27 protein-coding genes are annotated in these 25023 nt (G+C 64.0%); 10 read left to right on the top strand and 17 right to left on the bottom strand.

What is annotated here, in order from left to right; genetic code table 11:
- Positions 1-515: 515 nt before the first annotated feature.
- Positions 516-2330, top strand: a complete 1815-nt coding sequence (locus QNA11_RS04295) for a methyl-accepting chemotaxis protein (RefSeq protein ID WP_283482080.1) — start codon at positions 516-518, stop codon at positions 2328-2330.
- Here the strand turns inward: QNA11_RS04295 and QNA11_RS04290 are convergent.
- The 9 genes from QNA11_RS04290 to QNA11_RS04250 form a co-directional block, all read right to left on the bottom strand.
- Positions 2302-3291, bottom strand: a complete 990-nt coding sequence (locus tag QNA11_RS04290) for an NAD(P)H-dependent glycerol-3-phosphate dehydrogenase (RefSeq protein ID WP_283482079.1) — start codon at positions 3289-3291, stop codon at positions 2302-2304. The two genes, QNA11_RS04295 and QNA11_RS04290, sit on opposite strands and share 29 nt — an antisense overlap.
- 115 nt (positions 3292-3406) lie before the next feature.
- The gene (locus tag QNA11_RS04285) at positions 3407-3667 is read right to left on the bottom strand and encodes a hypothetical protein (RefSeq protein ID WP_202071848.1); all 261 of its coding nucleotides are present in this window, start codon (positions 3665-3667) and stop codon (positions 3407-3409) included.
- Between the two features lie 146 nt (positions 3668-3813).
- Positions 3814-4146 carry a hypothetical protein gene (locus QNA11_RS04280; RefSeq protein ID WP_202071849.1) on the bottom strand — a complete coding sequence of 111 codons (333 nt, stop codon included), beginning with the start codon at positions 4144-4146 and terminating at the stop codon, positions 3814-3816.
- A 502-nt stretch (positions 4147-4648) separates the two neighbouring features.
- Positions 4649-4975, bottom strand: a complete 327-nt coding sequence (locus tag QNA11_RS04275; protein ID WP_202071850.1) for a hypothetical protein — start codon at positions 4973-4975, stop codon at positions 4649-4651.
- Positions 4976-5169: 194 nt separating this feature from the next.
- Complete coding sequence (locus QNA11_RS04270; RefSeq protein ID WP_283482078.1) at positions 5170-5709, bottom strand: phospholipase D-like domain-containing protein; 540 nt, start codon at positions 5707-5709, stop codon at positions 5170-5172.
- 4 nt (positions 5710-5713) lie between these two features.
- Entirely contained in the window at positions 5714-6775 is a 1062-nt protein-coding gene (gene tsaD / locus QNA11_RS04265) for a tRNA (adenosine(37)-N6)-threonylcarbamoyltransferase complex transferase subunit TsaD (protein ID WP_283482077.1), read from the bottom strand.
- A gap of 215 nt (positions 6776-6990) precedes the next feature.
- Positions 6991-7764, bottom strand: a complete 774-nt coding sequence (locus tag QNA11_RS04260) for an SDR family oxidoreductase (protein ID WP_283482076.1) — start codon at positions 7762-7764, stop codon at positions 6991-6993.
- Between the two features lie 111 nt (positions 7765-7875).
- Positions 7876-8577 carry a TetR/AcrR family transcriptional regulator gene (locus QNA11_RS04255; protein WP_283482075.1) on the bottom strand — a complete coding sequence of 234 codons (702 nt, stop codon included), beginning with the start codon at positions 8575-8577 and terminating at the stop codon, positions 7876-7878.
- 9 nt (positions 8578-8586) lie between these two features.
- A complete protein-coding gene (locus tag QNA11_RS04250; protein WP_283482074.1) occupies positions 8587-9249 on the bottom strand; it encodes a hypothetical protein in 663 nt (220 codons plus the stop codon).
- A 192-nt stretch (positions 9250-9441) separates the two neighbouring features.
- On the opposite strand from QNA11_RS04250, the gene QNA11_RS04245 reads away from it, so the two are divergent.
- A complete protein-coding gene (locus tag QNA11_RS04245; protein ID WP_283482073.1) occupies positions 9442-10047 on the top strand; it encodes a CPBP family intramembrane glutamic endopeptidase in 606 nt (201 codons plus the stop codon).
- Here the strand turns inward: QNA11_RS04245 and QNA11_RS04240 are convergent.
- Complete coding sequence (locus tag QNA11_RS04240; protein ID WP_283482072.1) at positions 10000-10692, bottom strand: ceramidase domain-containing protein; 693 nt, start codon at positions 10690-10692, stop codon at positions 10000-10002. The genes QNA11_RS04245 and QNA11_RS04240 overlap by 48 nt on opposite strands.
- A 102-nt stretch (positions 10693-10794) precedes the next feature.
- Complete coding sequence (locus QNA11_RS04235; RefSeq protein ID WP_283482071.1) at positions 10795-11175, bottom strand: DUF2267 domain-containing protein; 381 nt, start codon at positions 11173-11175, stop codon at positions 10795-10797.
- A gap of 126 nt (positions 11176-11301) precedes the next feature.
- Here QNA11_RS04235 and QNA11_RS04230 point away from each other — a divergent pair, with 126 nt between their 5' ends.
- Positions 11302-12285 carry a DUF4424 family protein gene (locus QNA11_RS04230; protein WP_283482070.1) on the top strand — a complete coding sequence of 328 codons (984 nt, stop codon included), beginning with the start codon at positions 11302-11304 and terminating at the stop codon, positions 12283-12285.
- 31 nt (positions 12286-12316) lie between these two features.
- On the opposite strand, the gene QNA11_RS04225 is transcribed toward QNA11_RS04230, so the two are convergent.
- Positions 12317-12769 carry a hypothetical protein gene (locus tag QNA11_RS04225; protein WP_283482069.1) on the bottom strand — a complete coding sequence of 151 codons (453 nt, stop codon included), beginning with the start codon at positions 12767-12769 and terminating at the stop codon, positions 12317-12319.
- Positions 12770-13049: 280 nt separating this feature from the next.
- A complete protein-coding gene (locus QNA11_RS04220) occupies positions 13050-14282 on the bottom strand; it encodes an aspartate kinase (RefSeq protein WP_202071861.1) in 1233 nt (410 codons plus the stop codon).
- 380 nt (positions 14283-14662) lie between these two features.
- Here QNA11_RS04220 and ubiG point away from each other — a divergent pair, with 380 nt between their 5' ends.
- The 5 genes from ubiG to QNA11_RS04195 all read left to right on the top strand — a co-directional run bounded on the left by ubiG (position 14663) and on the right by QNA11_RS04195 (position 20071).
- Positions 14663-15436, top strand: a complete 774-nt coding sequence (gene ubiG, locus QNA11_RS04215) for a bifunctional 2-polyprenyl-6-hydroxyphenol methylase/3-demethylubiquinol 3-O-methyltransferase UbiG (protein WP_283482068.1) — start codon at positions 14663-14665, stop codon at positions 15434-15436.
- Between the two features lie 50 nt (positions 15437-15486).
- Positions 15487-16194, top strand: coding sequence for an invasion associated locus B family protein (locus tag QNA11_RS04210; protein WP_283482067.1), 708 nt, complete (start codon positions 15487-15489; stop codon positions 16192-16194).
- Positions 16195-16530: 336 nt separating this feature from the next.
- Entirely contained in the window at positions 16531-17454 is a 924-nt protein-coding gene (ppk2, locus tag QNA11_RS04205) for a polyphosphate kinase 2 (protein WP_202071863.1), read from the top strand.
- A gap of 151 nt (positions 17455-17605) precedes the next feature.
- A complete protein-coding gene (locus QNA11_RS04200; protein ID WP_283482066.1) occupies positions 17606-19651 on the top strand; it encodes a M3 family metallopeptidase in 2046 nt (681 codons plus the stop codon).
- 219 nt (positions 19652-19870) lie between these two features.
- Complete coding sequence (locus tag QNA11_RS04195; protein ID WP_202071865.1) at positions 19871-20071, top strand: hypothetical protein; 201 nt, start codon at positions 19871-19873, stop codon at positions 20069-20071.
- 8 nt (positions 20072-20079) lie between these two features.
- On the opposite strand, the gene QNA11_RS04190 is transcribed toward QNA11_RS04195, so the two are convergent.
- Positions 20080-20694 (bottom strand): PilZ domain-containing protein, encoded by a 615-nt coding sequence (locus QNA11_RS04190; protein ID WP_202071866.1) that lies wholly within the window; start codon positions 20692-20694, stop codon positions 20080-20082.
- A gap of 71 nt (positions 20695-20765) precedes the next feature.
- Complete coding sequence (locus QNA11_RS04185) at positions 20766-21371, bottom strand: PAS domain-containing protein (protein ID WP_283482065.1); 606 nt, start codon at positions 21369-21371, stop codon at positions 20766-20768.
- Positions 21372-21755: 384 nt separating this feature from the next.
- On the opposite strand from QNA11_RS04185, the gene QNA11_RS04180 reads away from it, so the two are divergent.
- The gene (locus tag QNA11_RS04180; protein ID WP_283482064.1) at positions 21756-22592 is read left to right on the top strand and encodes a rhomboid family intramembrane serine protease; all 837 of its coding nucleotides are present in this window, start codon (positions 21756-21758) and stop codon (positions 22590-22592) included.
- Between the two features lie 85 nt (positions 22593-22677).
- Positions 22678-23109, top strand: a complete 432-nt coding sequence (locus QNA11_RS04175; protein ID WP_202071868.1) for a CBS domain-containing protein — start codon at positions 22678-22680, stop codon at positions 23107-23109.
- A gap of 309 nt (positions 23110-23418) precedes the next feature.
- On the opposite strand, the gene QNA11_RS04170 is transcribed toward QNA11_RS04175, so the two are convergent.
- Complete coding sequence (locus QNA11_RS04170; protein WP_283482063.1) at positions 23419-24471, bottom strand: patatin-like phospholipase family protein; 1053 nt, start codon at positions 24469-24471, stop codon at positions 23419-23421.
- A gap of 193 nt (positions 24472-24664) precedes the next feature.
- On the bottom strand, positions 24665-25000 hold the full coding sequence (locus QNA11_RS04165; RefSeq protein WP_283482062.1) for a DUF2190 family protein: 336 nt from the start codon (positions 24998-25000) through the stop codon (positions 24665-24667).
- Positions 25001-25023: the final 23 nt, after the last annotated feature.

Genomic DNA, 25023 nt, shown 5'->3' with positions numbered 1-25023 from the left:
ATCGGCGCTGCGCCGGGCCACGACGCTGACCCGAAGGGCTCCGAAATTGGGCTTACGAGCAGACTGTGTTCCAGCGTCATGGCCGCGCTTGTCGCGGCCATCCACGCCGCGCCGACGCAGAAAAGCTTAAGAACATGAGCGGGAGCAACGCCGCTTCTTCTCCCCGAGTGTCGTAATGTCCTGGCGTGGATGCCCGCGACAAGCGCGGGCATGACGGGGCTGCGAAGGGATTGTTAACCTAGATTGAGCCCTGCGCTAACCCGCAATTAAACTGTCACGATCAAGTGTTACGGCGTTCCCGGGCCGGACTTTCAGACATCGGCGGCATGACGTCGCTTCCGCCCCGCGTTGCTCCAGCGCCTCCCGCCGATGACGGCGATCGCCTCCGATACGGCCCTGCCGGTTTCGGAGCGCTGACGCAACAAACAAGCTCGATCCAACGCGTTCAGGAACTCTCTTCGAGCGCTCTCGACGCAACGAAATATTTCGACCGCATTACCCAACTGGGGGCTTTCATGCGCTTTGGTTTAGGACAGAAACTCGGCGTCGTGATTGGCGCCCTTGCGCTGCTCTCCATTGGCTTATCCGCTTTTGCCTATTGGCAGGCGTCCCTGCAGAGGCGGCAGGAAGCGCAGATGGAGAAAACCTGGGAGCTCGCGCTGCAATCGCGCCATCTCGCGCAATCGATCGAACATGTCGCCGTCGTCGCCACCTCGCTTTTTGCGCGCGACGATCATGGAGAGATCCGGAAGGGCCTCGCGACGCTGCGTCAAGCATTGGCCGAGACGAAACAGGCCTCCGACTGGTTCTCGCGCCTGCCGGACGATCGCTTTCCGCAAAAGGAGCGAAAGCGCCTCGAGCTCCGAGTCGACGAGTTTTTGGCCTATCAAAACGAAACGATCGAGCTCGGCCTGAACGTCGCCCCCAAGGCCGCGCTGATCCAGGCCAATGACGAAGCGACGATCAAGGATCGTGACGCCATCGTCGCCGATATGGCCCGCCTCTCCAAACAGACTCTCGCGCAGCTCGAGCAAAGTCGCGCCGCAATCGACGAAGCGCACCGCCGCAACGCCATGCTCCTCGTCGTCATTCCCGCCGTCGCGATCGCCCTCGCCGTTGCTGGAACTTTCTGGTTTATCGGGATGCAAATCCGGCTCCCCCTCGCCCGCATCATCGACGCGATGACGCGCGTGAGCGAAGGCGCGCTCGATACGGACATCCCTTATCTTGGGCGCGGCGACGAGATTGGGCATATCGCCGAGGCGCTGAATAATTTCCGCAGCAACGCGCTACGCTTGCGCGAGGCGGAGGCGGAAGCCGAAAAAGAGCGCCGCATGAAGGAGGCCGCCGCCGCGCGCCACAATGCGGAAGCCGAGGCCCTCAACGCCGAACGCGAGCGCGCCCTGCGCGCCGTCGGCGCGGCGCTCTCCCGCCTCTCCGCCAAGGATCTCGGCTATCGGATGACGGACGACCTTCCCGAGACCTATCGGCAATTGAAGGCCGATCTCAACGCAACGGCGCAGCAGCTCGACGACGCCATCGCCGAAGTGACGAATTGCGTCGCGTTCATCGGCGCGAGCGTCGATCATATCTCCCAGGCCGCCGACGATCTGACGGCGCGGATGGGACAGCAGGCCTGCAGCCTCGAAGAGGCGTCGAGCGCGCTTCAAAGCAATTCCGCCGCCATCCGGCAGAACGCCAGCGGCGCCGAAAAAGCGAGCGCCATTGTCGGCGCGACGCGCGGCGAAGCCGAGAAGGGCGGCAAGATCGTCCGCGACGCGGTCGCCTCCATCGAGCGCATCGAAAAATCGTCGCAGAGCATCGGCCAGATCATCGGACTGATCGACGAGATCGCCTTCCAAACGAATTTGCTCGCTTTGAATGCGGGCGTCGAAGCGGCGCGCGCGGGCGAGGCGGGCAAAGGCTTTTCCGTGGTGGCGGCGGAGGTGCGCGCGCTCGCCCAGCGTTCCGCCGAGGCTGCAAAGCAAATCAAGACTCTCATTTCTGTCTCCTCGACGGAAGTCGACCGCGGCGTGACGCTTGTCGCCCAGACGGCGCAAGCGCTGGAAAACATCCTCGCCGAAATGATCAAGATCGACACGGTCGTCGCGGCGATCGCGAATGGCGCGAGCGACCTCGCCGCGAGCACGGCGGAAATCAACGTGGCTGTCGGACAGATCGACAAGAACACGCAGGAAAATGTCGCGGAGGTCGAAGAGACGCGAGACACGATGCGTCGTTTGGCCATGGAAGCCGGAAGGCTCTCCGATCTGATCGGCGGCTTCCAGATCTCCGGCGCCCTCAGATCTCCGCTTTCAGAGGCCGCATAAGCAGCGCCTCGATCGCCGCGTCGACGCTGAGACGCAAGGACAGGATGGCGTCGACCGCCTCGGCGATCGGCATCTCGACGCCTTCTTTCCGGGCCATCTCGATCAGCACTCGCGCCGTGAAGGCGCCTTCGGTGAGCTTGCCGCCGGAAGCGTCTTGGACCGCGGCCCCCTGCCCCAACGCCTGACCGAAAGCAAAGTTGCGCGACTGCGCCGAGCCGCAGGTCAGCACCAGATCGCCGAGCCCGGAAAGCCCCATCAGCGTCTCGCTTCTCGCGCCCAGCGCACGACCGAGCCGGGTCAGCTCGGCGAAGCTGCGCGCGATCAGCGCCGCCTGCGCGCTCGCGCCGAGCCGGCGCCCGGCGGCCATGCCGGCCGCTATGGCGAAGACATTCTTCGCCGCGCCGCCGATCTCGACGCCGCGAATGTCGGTCGAGCGATAGAGGCGGAACGTCTTGGTCGAGAGCGCTTCGCAAAGCCTCTGCGCCAGCGCCTCATCCGCGGCGGCGAGAGTCACCGCGGTCGGCAGGCCCTTGCAGACATCGGCCGCGAAGCTCGGGCCGGAAAGGACGGCCGGACGCGCTTGCGGCAACTCCTCCGCCACGACCTCGCTCATGAAATGCCGGCGGTCGCGCTCGATCCCCTTGGCGCAAATGACGAAGGCGGCGCCATCCGCAAGATAGGGACGCGCCGCCCGCGCCACGTCCCGCATGGCCTGCGCCGGCACGACGGCCAGCACGACGCGCGCGTCGGCGATGCTGGCGAGATCGCTCGTCGGCGCGACCGCCTGGGCGAGCGGCAGCCCGGGAAGATGCCGTCTGTTCTCTCGATCGCGCGCGAGCGTCTCGGCGTGGCCAGGGTCATGCGCCCATAAGGCGACGCGCCGCCGCCCTTGCGCGGCGACATTGGCGAGCGCCGCGCCCCAGGCCCCGGCGCCGAGAACTGCAATCGTGTCGCGCGTCATTCCATCCGATCCGCTGTATCCCTCGCGTCTCTATAACCGTCGGATCAGCGAACCGGTAGACGTCGCGCGCCACAGAACGGGCAGCGGCCCCTAGAAGAAGGGGGCCGCCCCGCCGCTAATTGCCGAAGACGAAGTTGGTGTTGATCCAGCCTTGGTTCGCCGCTGAAACGCCCTGGAAGTTGATCGTGGTCGCTTTGGCTGCGGCGTTCCCGTAGACGGAGACAGCCACCGCCGTCGCGGGACTGACATTGACCGGCACGGTCACCATGACCTGGTTCAAGATGTTTATGTTCGGCGAAGCATTCACGAAAATGCCTTCGGCGGAAGCGGACCCGGCGGTCATCACGACGACGGCGGCCATCAAAAACTGCCTCATGATCATGTCCTTTTCTGATCGGTGTTCCGTGGGTGCGGCGCAATTGCGTGAGCGCTGACGCAAGAAAGACCGACGAGAAAGTAGACTGCGGCGGCGTCAATGCGCCGCCACAGTCCTTCGCGCGGTCTCGGCGCCAGGCGGCCTGCTCAGTAGTTGAGGCTCTGCTGAAGATTGGTGTAGAACTGGATATAATTGGTGGGCGCAACATTCTGGGTGCTCACCGTCGAAGCGGCCGAAATGGCGGTCGCCGTTCCACCGGCGCCGGCGCCAGTGGCAGCCGTCGCCGCGCCGGTCCCCGCCCAGGCATTGTTGCTCACGGACGTGCTGAGGGTCTGGCTTGCGGCGTTGAACACGCCGCCGAAGGAAACCGCGCCGGGCGCAAAGGTCCCGCCGGGCCCGACCGTGATAGAGCCGCCGCCGGCAAAGGCCGAACCCGCAGTCAGAGCGACGAACGCGACCGAGACAAGAAACTTTTTCATGGTTTCGCTCCTAGTTCAACTCATAGCGAAGTCGGGTGTGCCGGCTTCGTGATTTGAAATAGAATTGAGCGAAGATTAATCAGCGCACACTTTTTTACACGTATGGATGTATATTTATCGGTTACCGTGACTGATGGCAGGCATTAGCCAAACAGGCTGTCAATTAACCATTTAAGACTATTTGCATAAGCGCAAGAAGTTCAAGCCGAGACCGAGCGGCCCCACATCCATCGCCCCTCTGCGCTCCCGAGGATTTGGAATAACCGGAAAATGAGCCAAGCCGGCGGCGCGCGCTTTTTTGCTGATATATAACCTCCCCGTCATTGCGAGGAGCGAAGCGACGAAGCAATCCAGAGCCACATCATGGCCCTGGATTGCTTCGCTTCGCTCGCAATGACGGCGGCGTAGTCGAAAACGTCGTCACTCGAAACTCGGGTGGACTGCGGCGGCGTTTGCGCGCCGCCACAGTCCTTAGCGAAATCTCGGCGCCAGGCCGCTTGTCTTAGTAGTTGAGGTGCTGCGCCAGGCTGGTCGAGAACGAGATATAGTTGGTGGGCGAAACGGTCTGGGTGTTCACCGTCGAGGCGGCCGAGAGGGCGGTCGCCGTTCCATTGTTGCCGGCTCCCGTGGCGGCGCTCGCGTTACCGGCGGAGGCCGGAGAGTTGTTGGTCACCGTCGTGGTCAGGCTCTGGGTGGCGGAGTTGCTGACGCTGCCGAAGCTGACGGGGCCAGGGGTGAAGATGCCATTGACCGTGATGGCGCCGCCTTGCGCAAAAGCCGACCCAGCCGTCATCGCGACAAACGCGATCGAGACAAGAATCTTTTTCATTTTCTCACTCCTATTTTCACACTGCGAAGTCGGCGTCGCCGGCTTCGAGGGCTGAAGATAGAAATTGTGAGAATGATTTCACTATGTCGTTTGTTACTATATTATTCATCATCCTGATCGACTGGCTACGTTAACAATTTTGACTGTCAACATAGCCCTATTGTCTAAAAATAAATTCTGAGCGCCGTTCACAGCTATTGTCTTTGATTATCTGGTCTCGCCCACAACCGCTCGAAGGCCTCCCGGAAATGGGCCACCGCGGTCGGGCTTTGGATAAGGATCAGGTCGTTGTCCTGATAGACCTCGCCGGAGACGGAAAAATTCGCCGAGCCCGAGCGCAGCGTGACGCCGTCGACCTGGTAGGATTTCAGATGCATGAGGTCGCGTGAACGGGCCTTGCGGCGCACCTCCAGGTTCGGCGCGCCGGCGACGTCCAGGATCGGAGAGCCGCGGCCGGCTTCCTCCCCATCGAGATAGATCCGCACCTTCACGCCGCGCATCGCGGCGCGGCCGAGCGCGGCGACAAGGGCGTGGTCGGTGAGCACATAAGCGGCCATGTCGATCGAATGGCGCGCGCCATTGATGAGCCTGGCGTCGATGCTCTCGAACCCGTCGCCGGGTCCATAAAAGACGCGCACGCCGGCGAACAGCGACTCCTGCGACAAGGGACCCGCGGCCTGCGGCTCAGGCGCCACCAACATGGCGGCGAGCGCCAAAGCGAATGGGCGACGCACCGCTTTAGGCCTTGCCGTGATGGGCTCCGCTGGCGACGGCGTCGAGCGGCCAACGCGGCCGCGGCGCGAAGCCCAGATCATCACGAAAGCCGCGCTTAAAGCGCTCCAGGCCGGCCCAGGCGATGATCGCGCCATTGTCGGAGCACAGAACCGGCGGAGGCGAGACGAAACGCAGGCCGCTCTCGGCGCAAAGCCGCGTCAGCGCGCGGCGAATGGCGCCATTGGCGGCGACGCCGCCGCCAATCACGAGGCCGCTCGGACGCCCCTCTCCTTCCGTGAACAGCTTTATGCCGCCGCGCACGCGATCCACGATCACATCGACAATCGCCGCCTGGAAGGAGGCGGCAATATCCTTCACGTCCTGATCGTTCGGCGTCCCGAGCTTGAGGACTTCCTGTCGCACGGCCGTCTTGAGACCGGAAAGCGAGAAATCCGCGCCGCCGCGTCCGAGCATCGGCCGCGGGAAATCGAATCGACGGGCGTCGCCCTCCTGCGCGAGCTTTTCGATCTGCGGGCCGCCGGGGTATGGCAGGCCCAGCATCTTCGCGACCTTGTCGAAGGCTTCGCCGGCCGCGTCGTCGATCGTCGACCCGAGACGGCGATAGTCGCCGACGTCGCGAATGGCGACGAGCTGCGTATGTCCGCCCGAAACCAGCAGCGCGACATAGGGAAAGTCGAGCGGGTCGGTGAGCCGCGCCGTGAGCGCATGGGCTTCGAGATGATTCACCGCGATAAAGGGCTTGCCGGTGGCGAGCGCCAGTCCCTTGGCGGCGGTGAGGCCGATCAGCACGCCGCCGATCAGCCCCGGTCCGGCCGCCGCGGCGATGGCGTCGATGTCCGACAAGTCGACTTTGGCGTTGGCCAGCGCGCGCACGATCAGCCGGTCGAGAACGTCGATATGGGCGCGCGCGGCGATCTCCGGCACGACGCCGCCATAGACCGCATGCTGGGCGATCTGGCTCAGGACTTCATTGGAGAGAATATCCCCGCCCTCGGCCCCGAGGCGGTCCGACACGACGGCCGCCGCCGTCTCGTCGCAAGTGGTTTCGATGCCAAGCACGCGCATTTACGCTCCCTGGACGCCGATGGCGCCTTTTTCATGCCCATGCGCAAATGCGCGCCCGAGGCGATGGGTGAACCTTGGACCGCGCGCCTTCAGGCGCGCTTTTTAAAAGGCGCGCCTCGGGCGTGCTTTCGAAAGGCGCGCCTGAAGGCGCGCGGTCCAGGGCATGACAATTGTTGCAGATTTAGCGAATTATGGTTTGCGAAGGGTTTACGCAATCATTCCGACGCGACGTCCGGCGTTCGCCACGCCAGATGCTGGCCGGCGTCGACTGCGATCATCTGCCCGGTGACGCTCTTGGCATTCGCGAGGAAGAGAACCGCGTCGACAACGCCCGAGACCTCCGCCGCATGGCCCAGCGGCACGCCGTGCGTCTCGATCTCGAAGTCGCGTTCGCCGAGCGCCTCATTGGGAAACACCGGCCCCGGCCCTACGGCGTTGACTCGGATGCGCGGCGCATAGGCCTGGGCCATGGTGCGCGTCGCCGTCCACAGCGCCGATTTCGAGAGCGTATAGCTGAAATAGCGCGGGGTGAGGCGCCAGACCCGTTGGTCGATGATGTTGACGATGGCGCCTTGCGCCCCTGCCGGCAAAGCGGCGGCGAAATCGCGCGCCAGCAGCAGCGGCGCGCGCAGATTGATCGCCATCTGGCGTTCGTAGCGCTCGAGCGCAAAATCCTCGGCTTCGTCCACTTCGAAAACCGAGGCGTTGTTGACGAGGAGCGTCAACGGACCGAAGGCGCGCGCGGCGAAGCCAACAAGCCCCTGGACCGCGTCGGGATCGGCGAGATCGGCGACGGCGACGGCGGCCTGACCGCCCTGATGTCTGATGGCCTCGGCGGCGAGTTCGGCCTCTTCGGCCGAACGCGGAGAAGCATGCAATATCACCGGGCGTCCTTCGCGTGACAGACGCCCGGCGATGGCGAGTCCAATTCGCCGCGCCGCGCCGGTCACCAGGGCCGGACCGCCCCTCGCGCCAGTGGCTTCAGTCATGCCGCACTGCTCCCTTGCAGTGGGGATTCCCATGCCGCGCGCGTGAGGTCAACGCCGGTAGTCTTGGGCCCGGGGCCGATCGATGCGACGGCCGACCTTGCCGGAAGCTGATCACTTCTGACCAAGGGCGCTCGCCGAGCGCCCTTGCGGCGCGGAAGACGCCGTCTGCGCGCCCGTCAGCCCTGCGAGACTCAAGGCGGCGAGGCGTTCGACGAGTCGCTCCACCCCCGCCTGATCGAAGGTCATCGCGAAAGGCGGCCGCGCGAGGCGCTCGGTCTCGCGCACGAAGAAGATCGGCTGCTGCGCCAGCCATAGGGTGCGAAGCATGATCTCGTCTCTCGGCGCGTCATCTGGCAGAAAACGTCGCGCGACCCGTTCGGCGAGCTGGAAGATGCGCAGCGGGCGCGTTTCGAAGAAATTGTTGAAGACCGCGCTCGGGCGGACGCCCTCCCAGGCGAAGAGCCGCAAATATTGGCTGACTCGGTCACGCTTGACGAGCGGCGACAGAAATTGACGCAGATAGAGACGCAAGGCGTCCGCCGGCGGGAGCTGATCCAGCTCCTCGGCGTCGAGGAAGCTCTCCTTCTCCAGCGCATCCGCGGCGGTTTCCAGCACCGCCCGATAGAGACCTTCCTTGCCGCCGAAATGATAGTTGATCGCCGCCTGATTGGCGCCGGCGCGCTGGGTGATCGCGCGCACCGAGCCGCCCTCGTAGCCATGCTCCGCAAAGACGGCTGTCGCCGCCGCGACGAGCGCCGCCCGCGTCGCCTCGGCGGCGCGCGTAACGCCGCGCGCCTTCTCTTGTATCTCCAACCCTAGCCCTCAGTAACCCAGCCAGCTCAAGCCGCCGGCCACCACGGAGCCGCCGAGCGATCGCGCCCCGCTCCACATCCTCTGCCCGACCGGCGCAAGCTTCGTCGAGACGCTCGATGGCGTCAACGCCGCAAATAATCCTTCCTCAACGGGCTCCGGCTTGGCGTTCGGCGCGGAAGCGTCCACCGCGGCGACGCGCACAGGCGGCGTCGGCGCCGCTTCGGCCGCTTTCTCCGGCGCCCTTTCAGCCTTTTTGACGCTCTGCGCCTCCTTCACGGGCTTCGACACGGCCGCCACTGTTTTTCTCGGCGCGTCCTCGATCGTCTCCGCTACTGCCGCTGGCAGCGCGGGCGCCGAGAGAAAGGCCGGCGGGGGCGGCGTCTTCCTGTCGTCCCACGACAAGGGCTGCAGGCCGCCGACCAGTATCCGGTCGATGAATTTGCCGCTCTCCGGATCGACATTCGCCACGACCGGCTTATCGGGCGCGAGATCGAGCAAATTGAGCGCCTGCGGCGCGAGCGAGCCGACCACGGCCGCCATGAAGCAAACAGCCGCGTCCAGAAATATGGCGCGAGATCTCGTCTCCGCCGGACGGCGCAGGGAGACGCGCACAATCGAGGGAGCGTCTTCAACCGGCCGCCGCTCCGCAGCGTTGTCGAAATTCTTCCGCATTTTCGAAACCCCAATCCAAACGAACGAGTGAATTCATACGCTCGTTTGAAGCGAAATTGTGGCGCTTCGAGCGGCTTTTTCCGCCCTCCAGGGAAACCTTCCAACGCGCCGGGGAGAGACGGGCCGCATCGCGCGGCAAATTGGCGCTGAATCGTCTTGGAACGCCCCAAGGCGCCTGTATATTACACTGCCATGACAGCGCTACGTCGAATCCATGACAGTTGGCCTCTGCTCGGTTTCGCCCTGCTTCTGCTGGCGCCGAGCCTGGCGATCCGTTGTGGCCTGCTGCCATTCGACATGCGCTTCGAGGCGCTTCTCGCCATCTCCTTGCTCTGTATCGGGCTGTGCTTTCTGGCCGGCTATTCGATCGCGGAACTCGGGCTTCATGCGCCCTGGGTGGCGCGCCATTGGCTGGGCTGCGGCGTCGCCACCCTCTGCATCGGCGCCGCGCTTTATTTCGAATCGCTCTACTTCCCCACTGACCGGCAGCAGCCCGATTGGATGCGATTCGCGCCCTTCTATGTGCTGATCTCCAGCCCCTGTCAGGAACTCGTCTGCCGCGCGATCCCCAAGCTCATCGCCGACAGGCTGCAAATCAGCGGCGCCAATTATGTGCTGTTTTCCGCCGCGACCTTCTCGCTGATGCACCTCGCCTATGGCGACGCGCTTCTGCTCGCCAATACTTTTTTCGTGGGCCTTGTCTGGGCCACGGCCTATCGGCTGACGCGCAACATCTGGCCGGTCGCCGCTTCACACGCGGCCGTCGGCTCGCTCGCCTTCTGGCTTGGAATCGCCTGAACTTCGCGCCGGCTCATGCTTGATCGCCGTGGTCAGCAGCAGCCACAGCACAAGGGCGTTCAGCATGTGCCAAACGAAATGCGTGCCGAGCGCAAAGACGCCGCAGACGTCGCGATCCAGGGTGCGAAAAACGAGAGATACGGCGAATGTCGTAGCGGCGAGGCCGAGCCCTTTGGATGTCTCGGGGTCGCGCGAACGCAGGAGAGCCGAAAATGAGATCAGCGCCGCAAGCGCCGGCAGATAGGCGATCGACCCATTCAAACCCGTGAATGACGCGTCGACCGTATAGCTCGCGGCGGCGAAGGCGAATGTCACGCCTGCAGCCGTCCATGCGCCCAGGCCGAAGAAGCGGCGCAGCGCCAGAAAGAAATAGCCGTAAATGAAGATAGCGATGGGGATGACGTCGAGCAGCATGGCGCCGCGCGTGGCGAGCGTGTGGAAGGCGAAGCTGCCGAGGCCGACAATCCCAGTCACGCCGATGAGCGCCAATGCGGGAAGGTCGCGCGCGCCGCGTCGCCGCAGAATCGCATAGGCGGAGACGGCCGAGATGAGAAAGGCGGCGTTGGAGACGGCGTTGAACGGCTCCGACCAAAATCGGTCATCGAGGCGTTCGCAATAATCGAGAATAGTTTCGCGCCAATTCATGAAAAAGCGCCGCCTTGAAGGTTCGAGACGGCGCATTTGTCGGCGGAGGCTTTGTCACAATCAATCGCGTCTGACGCGAGGGTCAGTCGCGATTCTCTCGGCTCAGAGAAACTGCGACAAGCCCGGCACGGAATTGGCGATCTCCCGCACCTTCTCCTTGCCCAGCACGCTTTCGGCATAGCCGAAGACTTCGTGGCCGAGCTTTTGGATCTGGCCCATGTCGAGACCGAGCGCATTGAGCTTGGTCGCAAGGCCCATCAGCCCGCCGCTGAGAAGCCCGCCGAGCAGACCGCCCGCGCTCTCGCCGCCCGCTGAGGCCTCGTCCGCCGCCTGATGCGCGCCCGCGATCTGGTTCATGAATTCGGCGACCGGGCCGTCGGGAAGCTCCTTGCGAAGGAAGGCGAGCACATGGCCGATCGCCGTTCTCGCTACGCCCGCATCCACGCCAATCGCAGCCGAAACGCGCGCAATCAATTCATCCATCAGACCCTCCTCACGCCTCAACAGGCGCGAGACTGTCGCCGGGCCTCCGGACAATTGCAAGCGGCGGCGCAGGGCGATTGAGGCCGCCCGTTCGGGGGCTTAAGCTAAGTCTGTAGAGGAGAAGCCATGTCTCGATTTTTTGCCGGCGCCGTGACGCTCGCTTTCACAGCCGCCTTTTCATTCCCGTCCCACGCAAATGACAGCCAGGCGGAGACCGCGCTCGGCGGGCTGACGCTGAAGCACTCCGATTCCATCAGGATGGACAGCGAGGATTTATACGTCTCTCGCGACCGCGTGCGGGTGACCTATCGCTTCACCAATACGAGCGACCAGCCGATCGAGACGCTTGTCGCCTTCCCCCTGCCCGACATTCCGCCCGACTATCTGGACAACAAGGTTTTCTGGAGCAGTCTTGACGACCTCAAGTTCAAAACGACAGTCGACGGCAAGCCGCTTGTGCACGAAATCGTCCAGCAAGCGTTTTTCAAGGGGAAGGACGTCACGGCCCGGCTTTCCGCCTTGAAAATCCCCCTCAACTACCGCGACCAGAACTTCGCCGACGCCGTCAAAAAGACGCCTAAGCCTGAGCGCGACAAGCTCATCGCCGAAGGCCTCCTGCGAGACGACTCGACGCAGGACGCGCAGTTTTACACAGCCCTATGGTCGCTGCGCACCAGCGTCACCCGCACGCAGACCTTCCCCGCCAATGCGAGTGTCGTGGTCGAACATGAATATGTTCCGCTCCTCGGCGGCAGCGTCGGGGGCGGGCTCTCCGCCAGCGCGCGCAAGAACGACTATTTCAAGAATGAGCAACGCAAATATTGCATCGACAATGAGTGGCTCGCGAGCTTCGACAAGCGCATGCAGAAGACCGGGAACAGAGACATCTATGGCGAAATCTGGCTCGGCTATGTGCTGACGACGGGCGCCAATTGGAAAGGGCCGATCGGCGATTTCCGTCTCGTCATCGACAAGGGCAAGCCGGATACGCTGGTGAGCTTCTGCGCCGAGGGCGTGAAGAAAATTTCGCCGACGCAGTTCGAGGTCCGGCACAAAGACTTCACGCCGAAGAAAGACCTCGACATTCTCATTGTCCAATGGCCGCAGTGACGCGGCGCGCGCCGCGTCACTGCAGTTTTCCTCAAGCGCGCGGGCGCGTCTCGCCCATTGCGCCCGGCTGTTGCGGCATGACGCCGGAACGCTCCGCCAATGCGGGCAGAATCGCCCGGATCTTGGCGACGCCCTCGTCGCCGATCAGCGCTCTGGCCCGGTCCACCATCTCCTCGATCAGCCGAGCGCTCTGCGCCTCCGTCAGGCCGAGATTGCCGAGCTTGCCAACCAGAATGTTGAGATCGGCGCGCCCATGACCCATGAAGCTGGTCAGGCCCTCGATCGCCTGCGTCACGCCGCCGTCGTCGGCGGCTTGTGCGGCGGCGACCGCCTCGCGGGCTCCCTGCATTTTGTCGATGAATTCGTCGACATGACTCCCCGGCGCCTTGTCACGCAGAAACAGCAGCACGTGGCCGATCGCCGCTTTGGCGATCGAAGGTTCGAGCGACGTCGAGTCGACGACGCGTCGGGTCAGGTCTTCCATGACTTCCTCCCTTCAGGGATACGCCGAAGGGAAATGTCGCGCTGACCCTGGCCGTCAAGCCAAGTTTGGCGAATAACTGAGTGACAAAAGATCTGGCTAGTTGAGCCTCTATACCTCCCCTTTACGGGGAGGTCGGCGGGCGCAGGCCGCCGGGTGGGGTTCTTGCCGCTACGGCAGTTGTTGGGGCTTTACCCCACCCGACCCCGCTACGCGGGGCCACCCTCCCCGTAAAGGGGAGGGATGAGCTCACGCCCGGCATTCGGCCGGTTAATCCGCCGCCTCAGGCGGCGTCCAACCCGTAGAGCGAATGCAGCGTGCGCACGGCAAGCTCGGTATAGGCTTCGTCGATCAGCACCGAGAATTTGATTTCCGAGGTCGTGATCGCGCGGATGTTCACGCCCTTTTCGGCGAGCGCGCGGAAGGCGCGCGCCGCGACGCCGGCGTGGCTTCTCATGCCGATGCCGATGGCGGAGATTTTCGCGACGTCCTTTTCGCCGGCCATGCTGGCGAAGCCGATCTCGGCCTTGATCTTATCGAGGATCGCAAAGGCGCGTTCGTAGTCTGCCGAGCCGACCGTGAAGGTCATGTCGGTCGTGCCCTTCTCGGAGACGACCTGGACGATCATGTCGACATTGATGCCGGCCTCGGAGAGCGGCATGAAGACCGCGGCGGCGACGCCCGGCTTGTCGGCGACGTTGCGCAGCGTGATCTGCGCCTCGTCGCGCGAGAAGGCGATGCCTGTGACGACCTGGGCTTCCACAATGTCCTCCTCGTTGCAGATGAGCGTCCCCTCGCCCGGATTGGCCGGATCGTCGAAGGAGGAGCGCACATAGGTCCGCACGCCATGCACCATGGCGACTTCGACCGAGCGGACCTGCAAAACCTTGGCGCCGAGCGACGCCATCTCCAGCATTTCCTCGAAAGCGACGCGGTCCATGCGGCGCGCTTTGGGCACGACGCGCGGGTCGGTCGTATAGACGCCGTCGACGTCGGTGTAGATATCGCAGCGGTCGGCGTGGATCGCCGCTGCGATCGCCACCGCGCTCGTATCCGAGCCGCCGCGGCCGAGCGTGGTGATGCGGCCGCTGTCCTTGTGGACGCCCTGGAAACCGGCGACGACGGCGACCTCGCCGCGTTTGAAGCCTTCAATGATCCCGGCACCCTCGATCGATTCGATGCGGGCGGAGCCATGGGTGTCGTTCGTATAGATCGGCGCCTGCCAGCCCAGCCAAGAGCGCGCCGGAACGCCGATCTCCTGCAGCGCGATGGCCAAAAGGCCCGCCGTGACCTGCTCGCCGGAGGCGACGACCGTGTCATATTCGCGCTGATCGTAGAGCGGCGCCGCCTCCTTGCACCAGGCGACGAGCTCATTGGTCTTGCCGGACATGGCGGAGACGACCACGGCGACCTCGCGGCCGGCGTCCACCTCGCGCTTCACATGGCGCGCGACATTGCGGATGCGCTCGACATTGGCGACCGAGGTGCCGCCGAATTTCATGACCAGGCGTGACATCAGGGAATATCGGTTTGGGCAGCGGGAAACGGGCGGCCGGCAGAAACGGCGGACTGCCAACCGCCTGCCGCCGTGCGAGACGCTCGCGTCCCGCAAAAAGCGCGCGTATATGTGACGGCGCCTGCCGCCCTGTCAACGCCGGGCGCGGCAACCGGGTTAAAGGCCGGGCGTGAGCTATCCCTCCCCTTTACGGGGAGGGTGGCCCCGCGTAAGCGGGGTCGGGTGGGGTAGCCCCAACCCGAGTCGTGGCGGCAAGAACCCCACCCGGCGGCCTGTGGCCGCCGACCTCCCCGTAAAGGGGAGGTATCTGGCGCCGACAACGCCAGATGGCTATTTGCCCGATGCCGAGCACATCCTCCGCCGAAGCGAAAGAGTTCGAAGTGAGCCAAGAGCATCCCGCCCCCCACTCCGCCAGCGTCAATCCCGAGGATGTCGCGCGCTTCAACCGCCTTGGCGATCTTTGGTGGGACAAGCAGGGCAAGATGGGCATCCTGCACGACATCAATCCCATCCGCGTCACCTATATCCGCGACCATATCCGCCGCTTTCTGCTCAACGACAAAACCGCGTTGAACGAATCGCCGGAACACCCGCTCGCGGGCGTGCGCATCGCCGACATCGGCTGCGGCGGCGGCATTTTGAGCGAATCGCTTGCCGAGCTGGGCGCGCAGGTGACGGGGATCGACCCCGCCCCCAATAATATCGCTGTGGCGAGCCGCCACGCCGAGAAAATGGGTCTCTCGATCGACTATCGGAACGTCACCGCCGAGGCGCTCGCCGAGACCGGCGAGCAGTTCGACGCGGTCGCGGCGCTCGAAGTCATCGAGCATGTCGAGGGGCCGAGCGAGTTCATCAAAAAGCTCGCCAGCCTGGTCAAGCCCGGCGGCCTTTTGTTTTTGGCCACCATCGACCGCACGATGAAGAGCTATGTCTTCGCGATCCTCGGAGCCGAATATGTGCTGGGCTGGGTGCCCAAGGGCACGCATGATCACGACAAATTCATCCGCCCCGACGAGCTTTCGGCCTGGGTGCGCCGCGCCGGCCTGCGGGAGATCGACCGCGCCGGCATGACGTTCCAGCCCTTCACGCGAAGCTGGCGCAAGAGCCACGACACCGACGTGAACTATCTGATGGCCGCCAAAAAGGAGGGCTGAACGCTGCAACCGTCTTGTTCGCGCTATGAGCGGAAAGTAGACTTTACGCGATGCTGAACGAATCGTCGCTCCCGTCTCCCTTCGCCAGGCGCGCGCTCCGGCTCGGCCTGTCGCTCGCCCTTGCGCTCTCCGCGGCCTATATGACCGCCCCCGCCCCGGCTCTCGCCAAGGAGAAGCCGGCGGCCGCGAAAGACGCGTCCAAAAAGGACGTCAAGGAGAAGCCCGCTGACGAGGCGGCGGCTCCTGAGGACTCCACCGACAAGAAGGGCAAGAAGAAGGGCAAGACCGATAAGGCCGACAAAAACGCCGGCTCCGGCAAGCCCGAGCAACTCGCAACCTTCGGCGACTGGGGCGCCTATCTGGCGCAGGGCGGCAAGGACAAAACCTGCTATGCGCTCGGCCAGCCCAAGCTCCGCGAGCCCAAGACGAAACTGAAGGACACCTCGGCCTATATTTTCATCTCGTCGCGGCCCGGCGAGGGCGTCCGCAACGAGGTGGCGATCAATCTCGGCTATGCGACCAAGGACGGCTCCGCCGCCAACGCCGCGATCGACGGCGACGACTGGGAGCTGATCACCAAGGGCACGAACGCCTGGGTGAAGGATCAGGCCAAGGAGAAGGAATTCGTCGGCGCGCTACGTGGCGGCGCCAAGCTCGTGGTGAAGGCCTCCTCGGCCAAAGGCACCTCGACCACCGACACTTATACGCTCAAGGGCCTCTCCGACGCGCTGGCGCGCGTGGCGCAGGAGTGCAAGTAAGCGACTCGGACCGCGGGCCTTCAGGCCCGCACAGTTTATCGCCCCCGATGCGACCTCGTCCTTCGAGATGCGAGCTTCGCTCGCTCCTCAGAATGAGGTCTGAGTATTTGGTGTAGAGGCCCTTCAGGCCCGCATGTCGAGCGCGCCTGAAGGCGCGCGGTCCGGCTTCCGCGCCCTCCTATTTTCGTCATTTAGCGAATGCCCTTTTCGACCCCATGCCGTCGCACGGCTGCAAACTTGGCAGTTTAGACTCCGAAGAAATCAGTCTTGGCTGCGACGCTTCCCTGCCGGCAGAAAACCTGGCCCGCGTTCCGGCTTCCCGGAGACCTGACCTTCATGAAGAATGAGACGCTCGACCTCCTCGCCCACGAAGACCGCATCCGCGCCGAATTGCTGGACAGTTTCGACGAGGAGCTTGAGGAGGAAATCGACGACCAGCGACTTGCGAAGCTTCTCGACAACGCCGCCGAGCAACCGGAAATTTCGGGCCTCGATCGGACCCTCTATTTCAAGGAGCTGTTCCGCCTCCAGCGCGAGTTGGTGAAGCTGCAGGACTGGATCGCGACGAACAAGAAAAAGGCTGTCGTGATCTTCGAGGGGCGCGATGCGGCAGGGAAAGGCGGCGTCATCAAGCGCGTCACGCAGAGGCTCAACCCCCGCGTCTGCCGCGTCGTGGCTCTGCCGGCGCCGAGCGAACGTGAGAAGTCCCAATGGTATTTCCAGCGTTACGCGCCGCATCTGCCGGCCGGCGGCGAGCTCGTTCTATTCGACCGCTCCTGGTACAATCGCGCCGGCGTCGAACGCGTCATGGGATTTTGCACGGAGGACGAGGTCGAGGAGTTTTTCCGCAGCGTCGCAGATTTCGAGCGCATGCTCGTGCGTTCGGGGATAACGCTGATCAAATATTGGTTCTCGATCTCCGACAGTGAACAGCATTTTCGCTTTCAGATGCGCATCCACGATCCGCTGAAACAATGGAAGCTCAGCCCGATGGATCTCCAGTCCCGCGTGCGCTGGGAGGCCTATACGAAGGCCAAGGAGTCCATGCTGGAGCGCACGCATATCGCCGAGGCGCCCTGGTGGGTCGTCGAGGCCGACGACAAGAAGCGCGCGCGGCTGAACTGCATCGCGCATCTCCTCAGCCAATTTCCCTATGAGGAAGTCCAGCGCCCGCTCGCGGAGCTTCCCCCGCGCGTGCACAACCCCGATTACATTCGCGAGCCGATCGCCGAGAGCATGTACGTGCCACGCAAATATTGAGCGCGCGCCACAAGGGACCCAGAGCCGGCGTTCATCGCCCCGGCGATGGCGTGGCGGCGTGAACGGATGGTCAGGATTTTTGTCCAGTCGCGCACGCAAAGACGTTATGCTGCCGGGCAGCGACGGAGCGCCGCTCCGCATGAGGAAGCTGATGTCGAACCCACTCCTGACTCCCTGGGCGACCCCTTACCGCCTGCCGCCCTTCGACCAAATTGACAGCGCGCATTTCCGGCCGGCGTTCGAGACGGCGCTGGCGCGCCATCGCGCCGAGATAGACGAGATCGCGAACAACCCGTCGGAGCCCGATTTCGCGAATACGATCGAGGCCCTCGAACGGGCCGGCGCGCTGCTGACCGACGTCGGCTCGGTTTTCTGGAACCTCGCTTCGACCGACACGGACCCGAAGCTGCAGGAGATCGAGCGTGACATGGCGAGCGCTCTGTCGAGGCACAGCAGCGAGATTTCCATGAACGCCGCGCTCTTCCGGCGCGTCGAGGCGCTTCATGAAAATCGGGACTCGCTCGACCTCACGCCGGAGCAGCGCCGCGTTTTGGAGCTGACCTATAAGAACTTCGTGCGCGCCGGCGCCAGGCTGAACGACGAAGACAAGGCGCGGCTCAAGTCGATCATGGAGCGGCTCGCGGAGCTCTCCACGCGCTTCTCGCAAAATGTGCTCGCGGATGAATCCTCCTGGCTGCTGCTCTTGGACGAAAGCGATCTCGACGGCCTCTCGGCGGATTTCCGCGCGGCGGCGGCGCAGATCGCCGCGGATCGCGGCGCGCCCGGCAAATATGCCGTGACACTGGCGCGCTCCAGCGCCGAGACCTTCCTGCAAACGTCCACACGCCGCGATCTGCGCGAGACAGTCTTTCGCGCCTGGGCAAGCCGGGGCGAAAATGGCGGCGAGACCGACAACCGGCAGCTCATCAAAGAGATCGTCGAATTACGCGCCCAGCGCGCCAAGCTCATGGGCTTCGAGAGCTTCGCGGATTTCAAGCTCGACGACACAATGGCGAAGACGCCGCGCGCCGTGCGCGAACTTCTCGATAATCTCTGGACGCCCGCGCTTGGGCGCGCCGCCGAGGAGCGCGCGCAGCTCCAGGCGCTCGCGGATCAGGAGGGCGCGACTTTCGCCGTCACGGGTCACGACTGGCGCTATTACGCCGAGCGCGTGAAGAAGGAGCGCTACGATCTCGATCAGGCGGCCCTGCGCCCCTATTTCCAGCTCGAGAAAATGACGGCGGCGGCCTTTCATGTCGCCGAGCGGCTCTTCGGCCTTCGCTTCGTCGAGCAGAAGAATTTGAAGCTCTATCATCCCGACGTGCGCGCCTTCGAGGTGCTGGACCGGGACGGCAAGCATGTCGCACTTTTCCTCGCCGACTATTTCGCGCGGCCGTCGAAGCGCAGCGGCGCCTGGATGTCGGATTTCCGCTCGCAGCATAAGCTCGATGGCGAGGTCAGGCCGATCATCGTCAATGTGATGAATTTCACCAAAGGGGCAGACGGCGCGGCCACGCTGCTCAGTCTCGACGACGCCCGCACGCTCTTCCACGAATTCGGCCACGGGCTGCATGGCATGTTGTCGGACGTCACTTTTCCGCTCGTCTCCGGAACCAGCGTTGCGCGCGATTTCGTCGAGCTGCCGTCGCAGCTCTATGAACATTGGCTGATGGAGCCGGAGGTTTTGAAGCAATTCGCCCTGCATGCGGAGACGGGCGCGCCGATCCCCGACGATCTGCTGCAACGCGTCGCGGACTCTCGGCACTTCAACCAAGGCTTCGCCGCGGTGGAGTTTTGCGCCTCGGCCTATGTCGATCTCCATATTCACGAGAACGGCGCGTCGCCCGACTTCGACGCGAGCGCATTCGAGCGGCAGAGCCTCGACAGCATCTCGATGCCGGAAGAGATCGTCATGCGCCATCGCCTCCCCCATTTCAGCCACGTCTTTTCGGGGGATGGCTATTCGGCCGGCTATTACAGCTATCTCTGGGCCGAGGTGCTCGACGCCGACGCTTTCGCGGCCTTCAAGGAGACGGGCGATCTCTTCGATCCGGACGTCGCGGAAAGGCTCCGGACGTTCATTTATGCGGCCGGCGGGCGCCAGGACGCCGCGGACGCCTATGTTGGGTTCCGCGGCAGAATGCCGACCGTCGAGGCGCTGTTGCGGCAGCGCGGCTTCGCGCCCGCAAACGCTTGATCCCATTTCCGTTTGAACAGCTCGCTTTGGAGCGTGTCATTCCCGGCGGGCTGAAAGCCCGACCGGGAATCCAGAGCCGCAAAAGCGCTGGTTTTGCTCTGGATTCCCGATCGCTCGCTTTGCGAGCGTCGGGAATGACATCGGACCAATCAAGCGGATCTCGTGGGAAACCGCAGAGCGCGCTATCTATGGTGGGCGACAACAACAATGGCGCCCGCCATGCAGCCCAAGCCTCCCTCCCGACAGCGTACCCCTGAAGATGATCCGGCGCCCGGCGCCCCTGGGACGGGCGAAGACGTCTGCCCCGAATGCCACGGCAGCGGAAAAAAGACCGACCCCGAGACCGGCGCGCAGTTGGACGAGATCTGCGCGCGCTGTGACGGAACGGGCCGGATCGTCGAGGGGATCGGCGGCGGCTAGCGTTAAGCCTAAAGGCGCGTCGCTTCGTCGATGTCGCCGGGATTGAAAGGCTTGTCGAACTCGGCGCCGATGCCGCCTTCGAAATGGCGCACGATTTTCGCAGGCGTCGAGCCGATAATGACGCTCGTGCCGAGCGGCGGGCGCGACTCGGTTTCGATGCCGACGCCCGAGAGCGAGATATCCTTGATCTTGGCGATGATTTCCTGACCGTCCGGCAGGCGCAGCAGCGTGCGCGGCATCAGCGGCACAATGCGGTCGTGGCGGCGGTCTTCCAGAAGGCTGATCGCGTGACGATTGGCGAACCAGGTCAATTGGTCCGCGAGCTTGTCCCGCTTCATCGGCGGCAGATTCATCGTCAGGACGAAACCGGAGTTGGTTTGCCGCGTCCCGACGCCGGCAAAACGGCCGATCTCATCGAGATAGACCACGACCTTCTCACCGATCTCCGCCTTGACGGGCGCGAACAAGGTCATGTCGCCGGGCGACATCTCGACGGTCTGGCACGGATATTCGCGCCGGGATTCGAGCATGTAGCGGCCGAACAAAGTGACGGGAACCCGCTGAAAGCGCCGGTTCTCCCGCAAATCATAAAGATAATTGAGTTCGGGTTGAATTGCGGCCATGTCTGCGCGTGCTTCCGCATTAAGTCACCACAGACTTACTGCCGCGTCAATTAAGGATTGCTTACGATCGATTAAAATCGAATATCAACATCGCGGTTCACGCCATCGTAAACCACGAGGCGCGGCCGCAGGCGCGCGTTTTCCATCGGCTCGGATCTGCGAAATGGGACGCCCGAGCGGACAGACGGCGCGCCGATCACGCGCATGGAGATCAATTCGAGCGGGCCCGCCGAAAGGTAACCGAGCCAGTCGGGCTGGTAGACCGGAGAAAGCGCGCCGAGCACGCGCGCGTGCGTTTTCCCGAAGTATCGCAGCGGCAGCAGGAGCAGCTCGAGCTCGAGGCGCTCATTGTTTTCCGCCCGCGTCTTCACGCCCGCCACCACGGGCGCCACGCCGTCGATCACCGTGGTAAGCGCCGCAGATACGCTTTGGCGGTCGTCGGCGCTCCACAGATCGAGAAAGGAGCCGCCCTTCTGTTCCCGAAGCCAGAGGGCGTTGACCCGCGTGCCCGAGAGACGCAGCGGAAAGGCGCGGTCCGCATCGACTTCTATGATGAAGGTGTCAGCCAGAATATGGCGGATCTTGCCCGGGTCGATGTCTGACCGGTCAGGCGCCGAACGCGCGCCTTTGAGTTCGCGCCAATAGGCGAATAAATCCTTGCTGACCTGATGTCTCATGCCGCGCCGCCCCGAATCCGGATTTCTGTGTCGTTTTGAAACGGGCGCCGTCGTCTTCGCCCGTCCACGCCATCCAAGAGCAGCCCCTGTGCCACCGACCAGCGCCGTTAACCTTTTCTCAATCCTTTCCTTGTCGCCCTGCGAAGGCTGTGGCACCTTATCCCCATGCCGAGGACTGATCGGGAGATGCTCCGCTCCCGAGGCAATCCGGGCGTAAGACCCTGAAATTTGATTTGTTTTTTGAAATACCCCAAGCGAAAAGACGGCACGAGGGGGGATGCATGCTCCGGCGTCCCCCCTCTCGCCAAACCGGGCCGCTCTCGCCCGCCTTCCCTTCCCTCTGCACGCCTCAAATAGGGCTCTTCGCGCGTCTTATGATAGGACGTGGATCTCTTGATTCCGATCAAGTCGAGCAGATGCGAGGATGATTTGGCGATCCCCAGCAACCGGATGATCAATCTGCCAGGCGTGATTACTGCGCTCCTGGGGACGATGGCGGCGATCGAATTTGTCGCGGCCGTCGCGCCAAGAGACGTTGTCTATTCTCTCTACGAGGCCTTCGCCTTCATCCCTCTGCGGTTGAGCTTCCTTCTGGCGCCCAAATCCGTGCTCGCTGCGCTGGGTCAGGGCGAAGCGCTCGATCCCGTTGTTCGGGAACAGATCGTGGCGGCGTTGAGCGGGGGGCCGACGGTCTATATCACCCCGCTCTCCTACGCTTTTCTCCACGGCGGCTGGACGCACCTTCTCATCAACGCTCTGACGCTCGCGGCCTTCGGCGCGCCGGTGGCCCGGCGGTTCGGGGCGGCGCTCTTTCTGTCGTTCTTCGCCGCCTGCGCTGTGGCCGGCGCGGCGATGCATTTCGCGCTGCATTCTATGGACGCTGCGCCTGTCGTCGGCGCCTCGGCCGCGATTTCTGGAACCATGGCGGCAGTCGTGCGTTTCGCTTTCGCCCCCGGCGCGCGGCTGGGAGAGGATGGCGACGGGAGAGAAGCGCGAACCGCATCATTGAGGCGGCTGGCGAGTAACAGACAGGCGATGGTTTTTCTCATCGTCTGGTTCGCAGCCAACGCCCTGCTTGGCGCCTTCCCACAGGCGGCGGGGTCCTCCGAACCCATCGCGTGGGAAGCGCACATGGGGGGCTTCCTGTTCGGGCTGTTGACCTTCGGAGCCTTCGATCATTGGGCGCGGCGCTTCGGAGCGAGGCCTCGGAGAGGCGGGTAGGATTTCCCTCCACGCCTCATCTGCGCCCTCTCAGGCCGCCGCCGCTAGCGCGCGCGGGAGGGGTTGCGCCGAGGAGGAGAAGCCTATGACCGTCGCCACGATACTTTCCGAAAAAGGCCGCCACGTCGTCACCTCCCCTCCCAGTCTGACGATGCGGGAGGTCGCGCAGGAGCTGATGCGCCACGGCATCGGCGCGCTGGTCATCGTCGACGGCGCCGGCGCGGTGATCGGTCTCATTTCGGAACGCGATCTCGTCTCGGCGATCGCAACCTTCGGCGCCGAGGCGCTGGAGGCGCCCGTCGAGCGCCATATGCAGTCCAATCCGGTGACGGCGCTCGAGAACGACACGGTCGACTCCACCATGCAGACCATGACGCTGGAGCGCCGGCGTCACCTGCCGGTGCTGCGTGAAGGCCTCCTGAGCGGCCTCGTCTCGATCGGCGACGTGGTGAAATACCGTATCCGGGTGATCGAGGAGGAGCACCGCTCCATGCGCGAATATATCGCGCAGGCGTGACCTCGGTTTAGTATCTTCGTTGAAGCAACTGGGTTCCCGGCGGGCTGAAAGCCACTCGATTGGTTCGGCGCCATTGCCACGCTTGCGCCGTTTGGACACAGAGGAAATCACGTCCGTCATTGCGAGGAGGCGGAGCCGACGAAGCAATCCAGGGCCGCATCGCTGCCCTGGATTGCTTCGCTTCGCTCGCAATGACGGGCTGGGAGCAAAACGAGCGCTCTTTTGGCTCTGGATTCCTGGACGGGCTTTCAGCCCGCCGGCAATGACACGCGCCCGATGCGAGCTGTTCAGACGGAAGCGCGCGACGCCTCAGGCGGTCGCGCCGGGGATCGGGATATGCGCGAAAATATTGGGCAGCGCGCGCTTGGCGGCGGAGCGGCCGACATTGATGAGCTGATCCGCCTTGTGGAAATCGAACATGCCGATGTCTTCCATCCGCGCCGTGATGGTCGCGTCCGGCGGGTCGCCCGCGAGGCGCGAGCGTAGAATGCGGTCCTGGATGATATTGAAGGCGTCGATCATCGCCGTCGCGACATTGGGCGCATCGCCGCGCTGGCGATCGAAATAACGCGGCAAAATCCGATCGACAAAGGAGAAGTCGGACTTCTCGCCGAAGGGCCCCTCCTCCGCCGCCTTTTTTGCCGACGCAGAATCGTGGATGACGCGGGCGCGATACATCGTGTCGGCCGTCACGTTCACGGCAATCACGAATTCCGCGCCGAGCGCGCGGCACACCGTCACCGGCACCGGATTGACCAAAGCGCCGTCGAAGAGCCATCGGTCGCCGACGCGCACCGGCTCGAATATGCCCGGTAGCGCGTAGGATGCGCGGATCGACTGAGCGAGCGCCCCATGCTGGAGCCAGACTTCGTGGCCCGTGCCGACTTCGGTCGCCACGGCGGCGAAGGGAATCGGCAGCTCCTCGATGGTGAAACTATCGAGCTCCTGCTCCAGCGCCGCCTTGAGCCTTTCGCCAGTGATCAGGCTGGCGCCAGAGAAAGAGAGGTCCATCAGCGTGAAGACCCGCCGGCGCGTCAACGAACGCGCGAAAGCTTCGATCGCGTCCAGCCTGCCGGCCGCGTAGCAGCCGCCAACGACGGCGCCGATCGAGGTGCCGGCGATGATATCCGGGTGAATGCCCTGCTCCGCGAGCTCCCGCAACACGCCGATATGCGACCACCCCCGCGCCGCGCCGGCGCCCAAGGCGAGGCCGATCAGCGGCTGTCCCCGCGGCCGGGCGCGCGATTGGTCAACGCCGTCGATGACGGCGGGCGTCGTCGTTCCGGGATCGGACTCTCCTGCGCTCATCGCGTCCCGCGCTTCGCTGGTGACGGTATCCGTGCGTCTCAGCAATGATAACATCGTAGTTTCCCGCTCAGTCGTCTCGCGATCAAGACCTTGATTTTCTATATGGGAGCGAGGCTGCGCCTGGAAAATGGCCAGAAGGTTAACCTTCAGCCGCGCCCCCAGCCATATTTGCTGCGGGCGGGCGGAAGCCGCCTTTCGCGAGGCGGCGACAGCGCTTTGGCGCGTCGCCTAAAATGTCGTCTGGACCCTAAGCGATAAACCCGTCCAGACGCACGCGCACGATCTCGGCCTCGGGAGGCGCGGCGCCGATTGCGACGCCGACGCGCGGGCCGCCTTGCGCCAAGGGCATCGCCTTCCTGGCGATCGCATCCCAATAGACGGCGGCCCCCAGAGCGATGGCTCCGCCGTCCTTCGGAAAGTCGAAACACCCCTCGACGAGGATTTCGACTTCCTGCCCCGGCTCCGCAGCATCCGTCGCGACGCCGCAGAGCTTACCGATGATGACAAGCTCGCCCCGCTTCACGCCGCCCTCGGGCGCCGGGACCATGATCATCTCCGACTCTGATGGAAAGATCTCTTCCAACTCAATTCCTTTCCCAGGCAGAC

This window comes from Methylocystis sp. JR02 (assembly GCF_030063565.1).
Taxonomy (GTDB): domain Bacteria; phylum Pseudomonadota; class Alphaproteobacteria; order Rhizobiales; family Beijerinckiaceae; genus Methylocystis; species Methylocystis iwaonis.
This window is presented reverse-complemented; position numbering and strand designations above follow the sequence as displayed.

What these genes read in the sequence shown, in the direction of transcription:
- QNA11_RS04220 (WP_202071861.1), bottom strand. Translation starts at nt 14,282, where the DNA reads ATGTCACGCCTGGTCATGAAATTCGGCGGCACCTCGGTCGCCAATGTC.
- tsaD (WP_283482077.1), bottom strand. Translation starts at nt 6,775, where the DNA reads ATGCGCGTGCTTGGCATCGAAACCACTTGCGACGAGACGGCGGCGGCC.
- QNA11_RS04290 (WP_283482079.1), bottom strand. Translation starts at nt 3,291, where the DNA reads ATGACGCGCGACACGATTGCAGTTCTCGGCGCCGGGGCCTGGGGCGCG.
- QNA11_RS04285 (WP_202071848.1), bottom strand. Translation starts at nt 3,667, where the DNA reads ATGAGGCAGTTTTTGATGGCCGCCGTCGTCGTGATGACCGCCGGGTCC.
- QNA11_RS04295 (WP_283482080.1), top strand. Translation starts at nt 516, where the DNA reads ATGCGCTTTGGTTTAGGACAGAAACTCGGCGTCGTGATTGGCGCCCTT.
- QNA11_RS04260 (WP_283482076.1), bottom strand. Translation starts at nt 7,764, where the DNA reads ATGACTGAAGCCACTGGCGCGAGGGGCGGTCCGGCCCTGGTGACCGGC.
- QNA11_RS04240 (WP_283482072.1), bottom strand. Translation starts at nt 10,692, where the DNA reads ATGAATTGGCGCGAAACTATTCTCGATTATTGCGAACGCCTCGATGAC.
- ppk2 (WP_202071863.1), top strand. Translation starts at nt 16,531, where the DNA reads ATGAAGAATGAGACGCTCGACCTCCTCGCCCACGAAGACCGCATCCGC.
- QNA11_RS04170 (WP_283482063.1), bottom strand. Translation starts at nt 24,471, where the DNA reads ATGTTATCATTGCTGAGACGCACGGATACCGTCACCAGCGAAGCGCGG.
- QNA11_RS04275 (WP_202071850.1), bottom strand. Translation starts at nt 4,975, where the DNA reads ATGAAAAAGATTCTTGTCTCGATCGCGTTTGTCGCGATGACGGCTGGG.
- QNA11_RS04250 (WP_283482074.1), bottom strand. Translation starts at nt 9,249, where the DNA reads ATGCGGAAGAATTTCGACAACGCTGCGGAGCGGCGGCCGGTTGAAGAC.
- QNA11_RS04175 (WP_202071868.1), top strand. Translation starts at nt 22,678, where the DNA reads ATGACCGTCGCCACGATACTTTCCGAAAAAGGCCGCCACGTCGTCACC.
- QNA11_RS04200 (WP_283482066.1), top strand. Translation starts at nt 17,606, where the DNA reads ATGTCGAACCCACTCCTGACTCCCTGGGCGACCCCTTACCGCCTGCCG.
- QNA11_RS04195 (WP_202071865.1), top strand. Translation starts at nt 19,871, where the DNA reads ATGCAGCCCAAGCCTCCCTCCCGACAGCGTACCCCTGAAGATGATCCG.
- QNA11_RS04225 (WP_283482069.1), bottom strand. Translation starts at nt 12,769, where the DNA reads ATGGAAGACCTGACCCGACGCGTCGTCGACTCGACGTCGCTCGAACCT.
- QNA11_RS04190 (WP_202071866.1), bottom strand. Translation starts at nt 20,694, where the DNA reads ATGGCCGCAATTCAACCCGAACTCAATTATCTTTATGATTTGCGGGAG.
- QNA11_RS04280 (WP_202071849.1), bottom strand. Translation starts at nt 4,146, where the DNA reads ATGAAAAAGTTTCTTGTCTCGGTCGCGTTCGTCGCTCTGACTGCGGGT.
- QNA11_RS04245 (WP_283482073.1), top strand. Translation starts at nt 9,442, where the DNA reads ATGACAGCGCTACGTCGAATCCATGACAGTTGGCCTCTGCTCGGTTTC.
- QNA11_RS04185 (WP_283482065.1), bottom strand. Translation starts at nt 21,371, where the DNA reads ATGAGACATCAGGTCAGCAAGGATTTATTCGCCTATTGGCGCGAACTC.
- QNA11_RS04235 (WP_283482071.1), bottom strand. Translation starts at nt 11,175, where the DNA reads ATGGATGAATTGATTGCGCGCGTTTCGGCTGCGATTGGCGTGGATGCG.
- QNA11_RS04210 (WP_283482067.1), top strand. Translation starts at nt 15,487, where the DNA reads ATGCTGAACGAATCGTCGCTCCCGTCTCCCTTCGCCAGGCGCGCGCTC.
- QNA11_RS04230 (WP_283482070.1), top strand. Translation starts at nt 11,302, where the DNA reads ATGTCTCGATTTTTTGCCGGCGCCGTGACGCTCGCTTTCACAGCCGCC.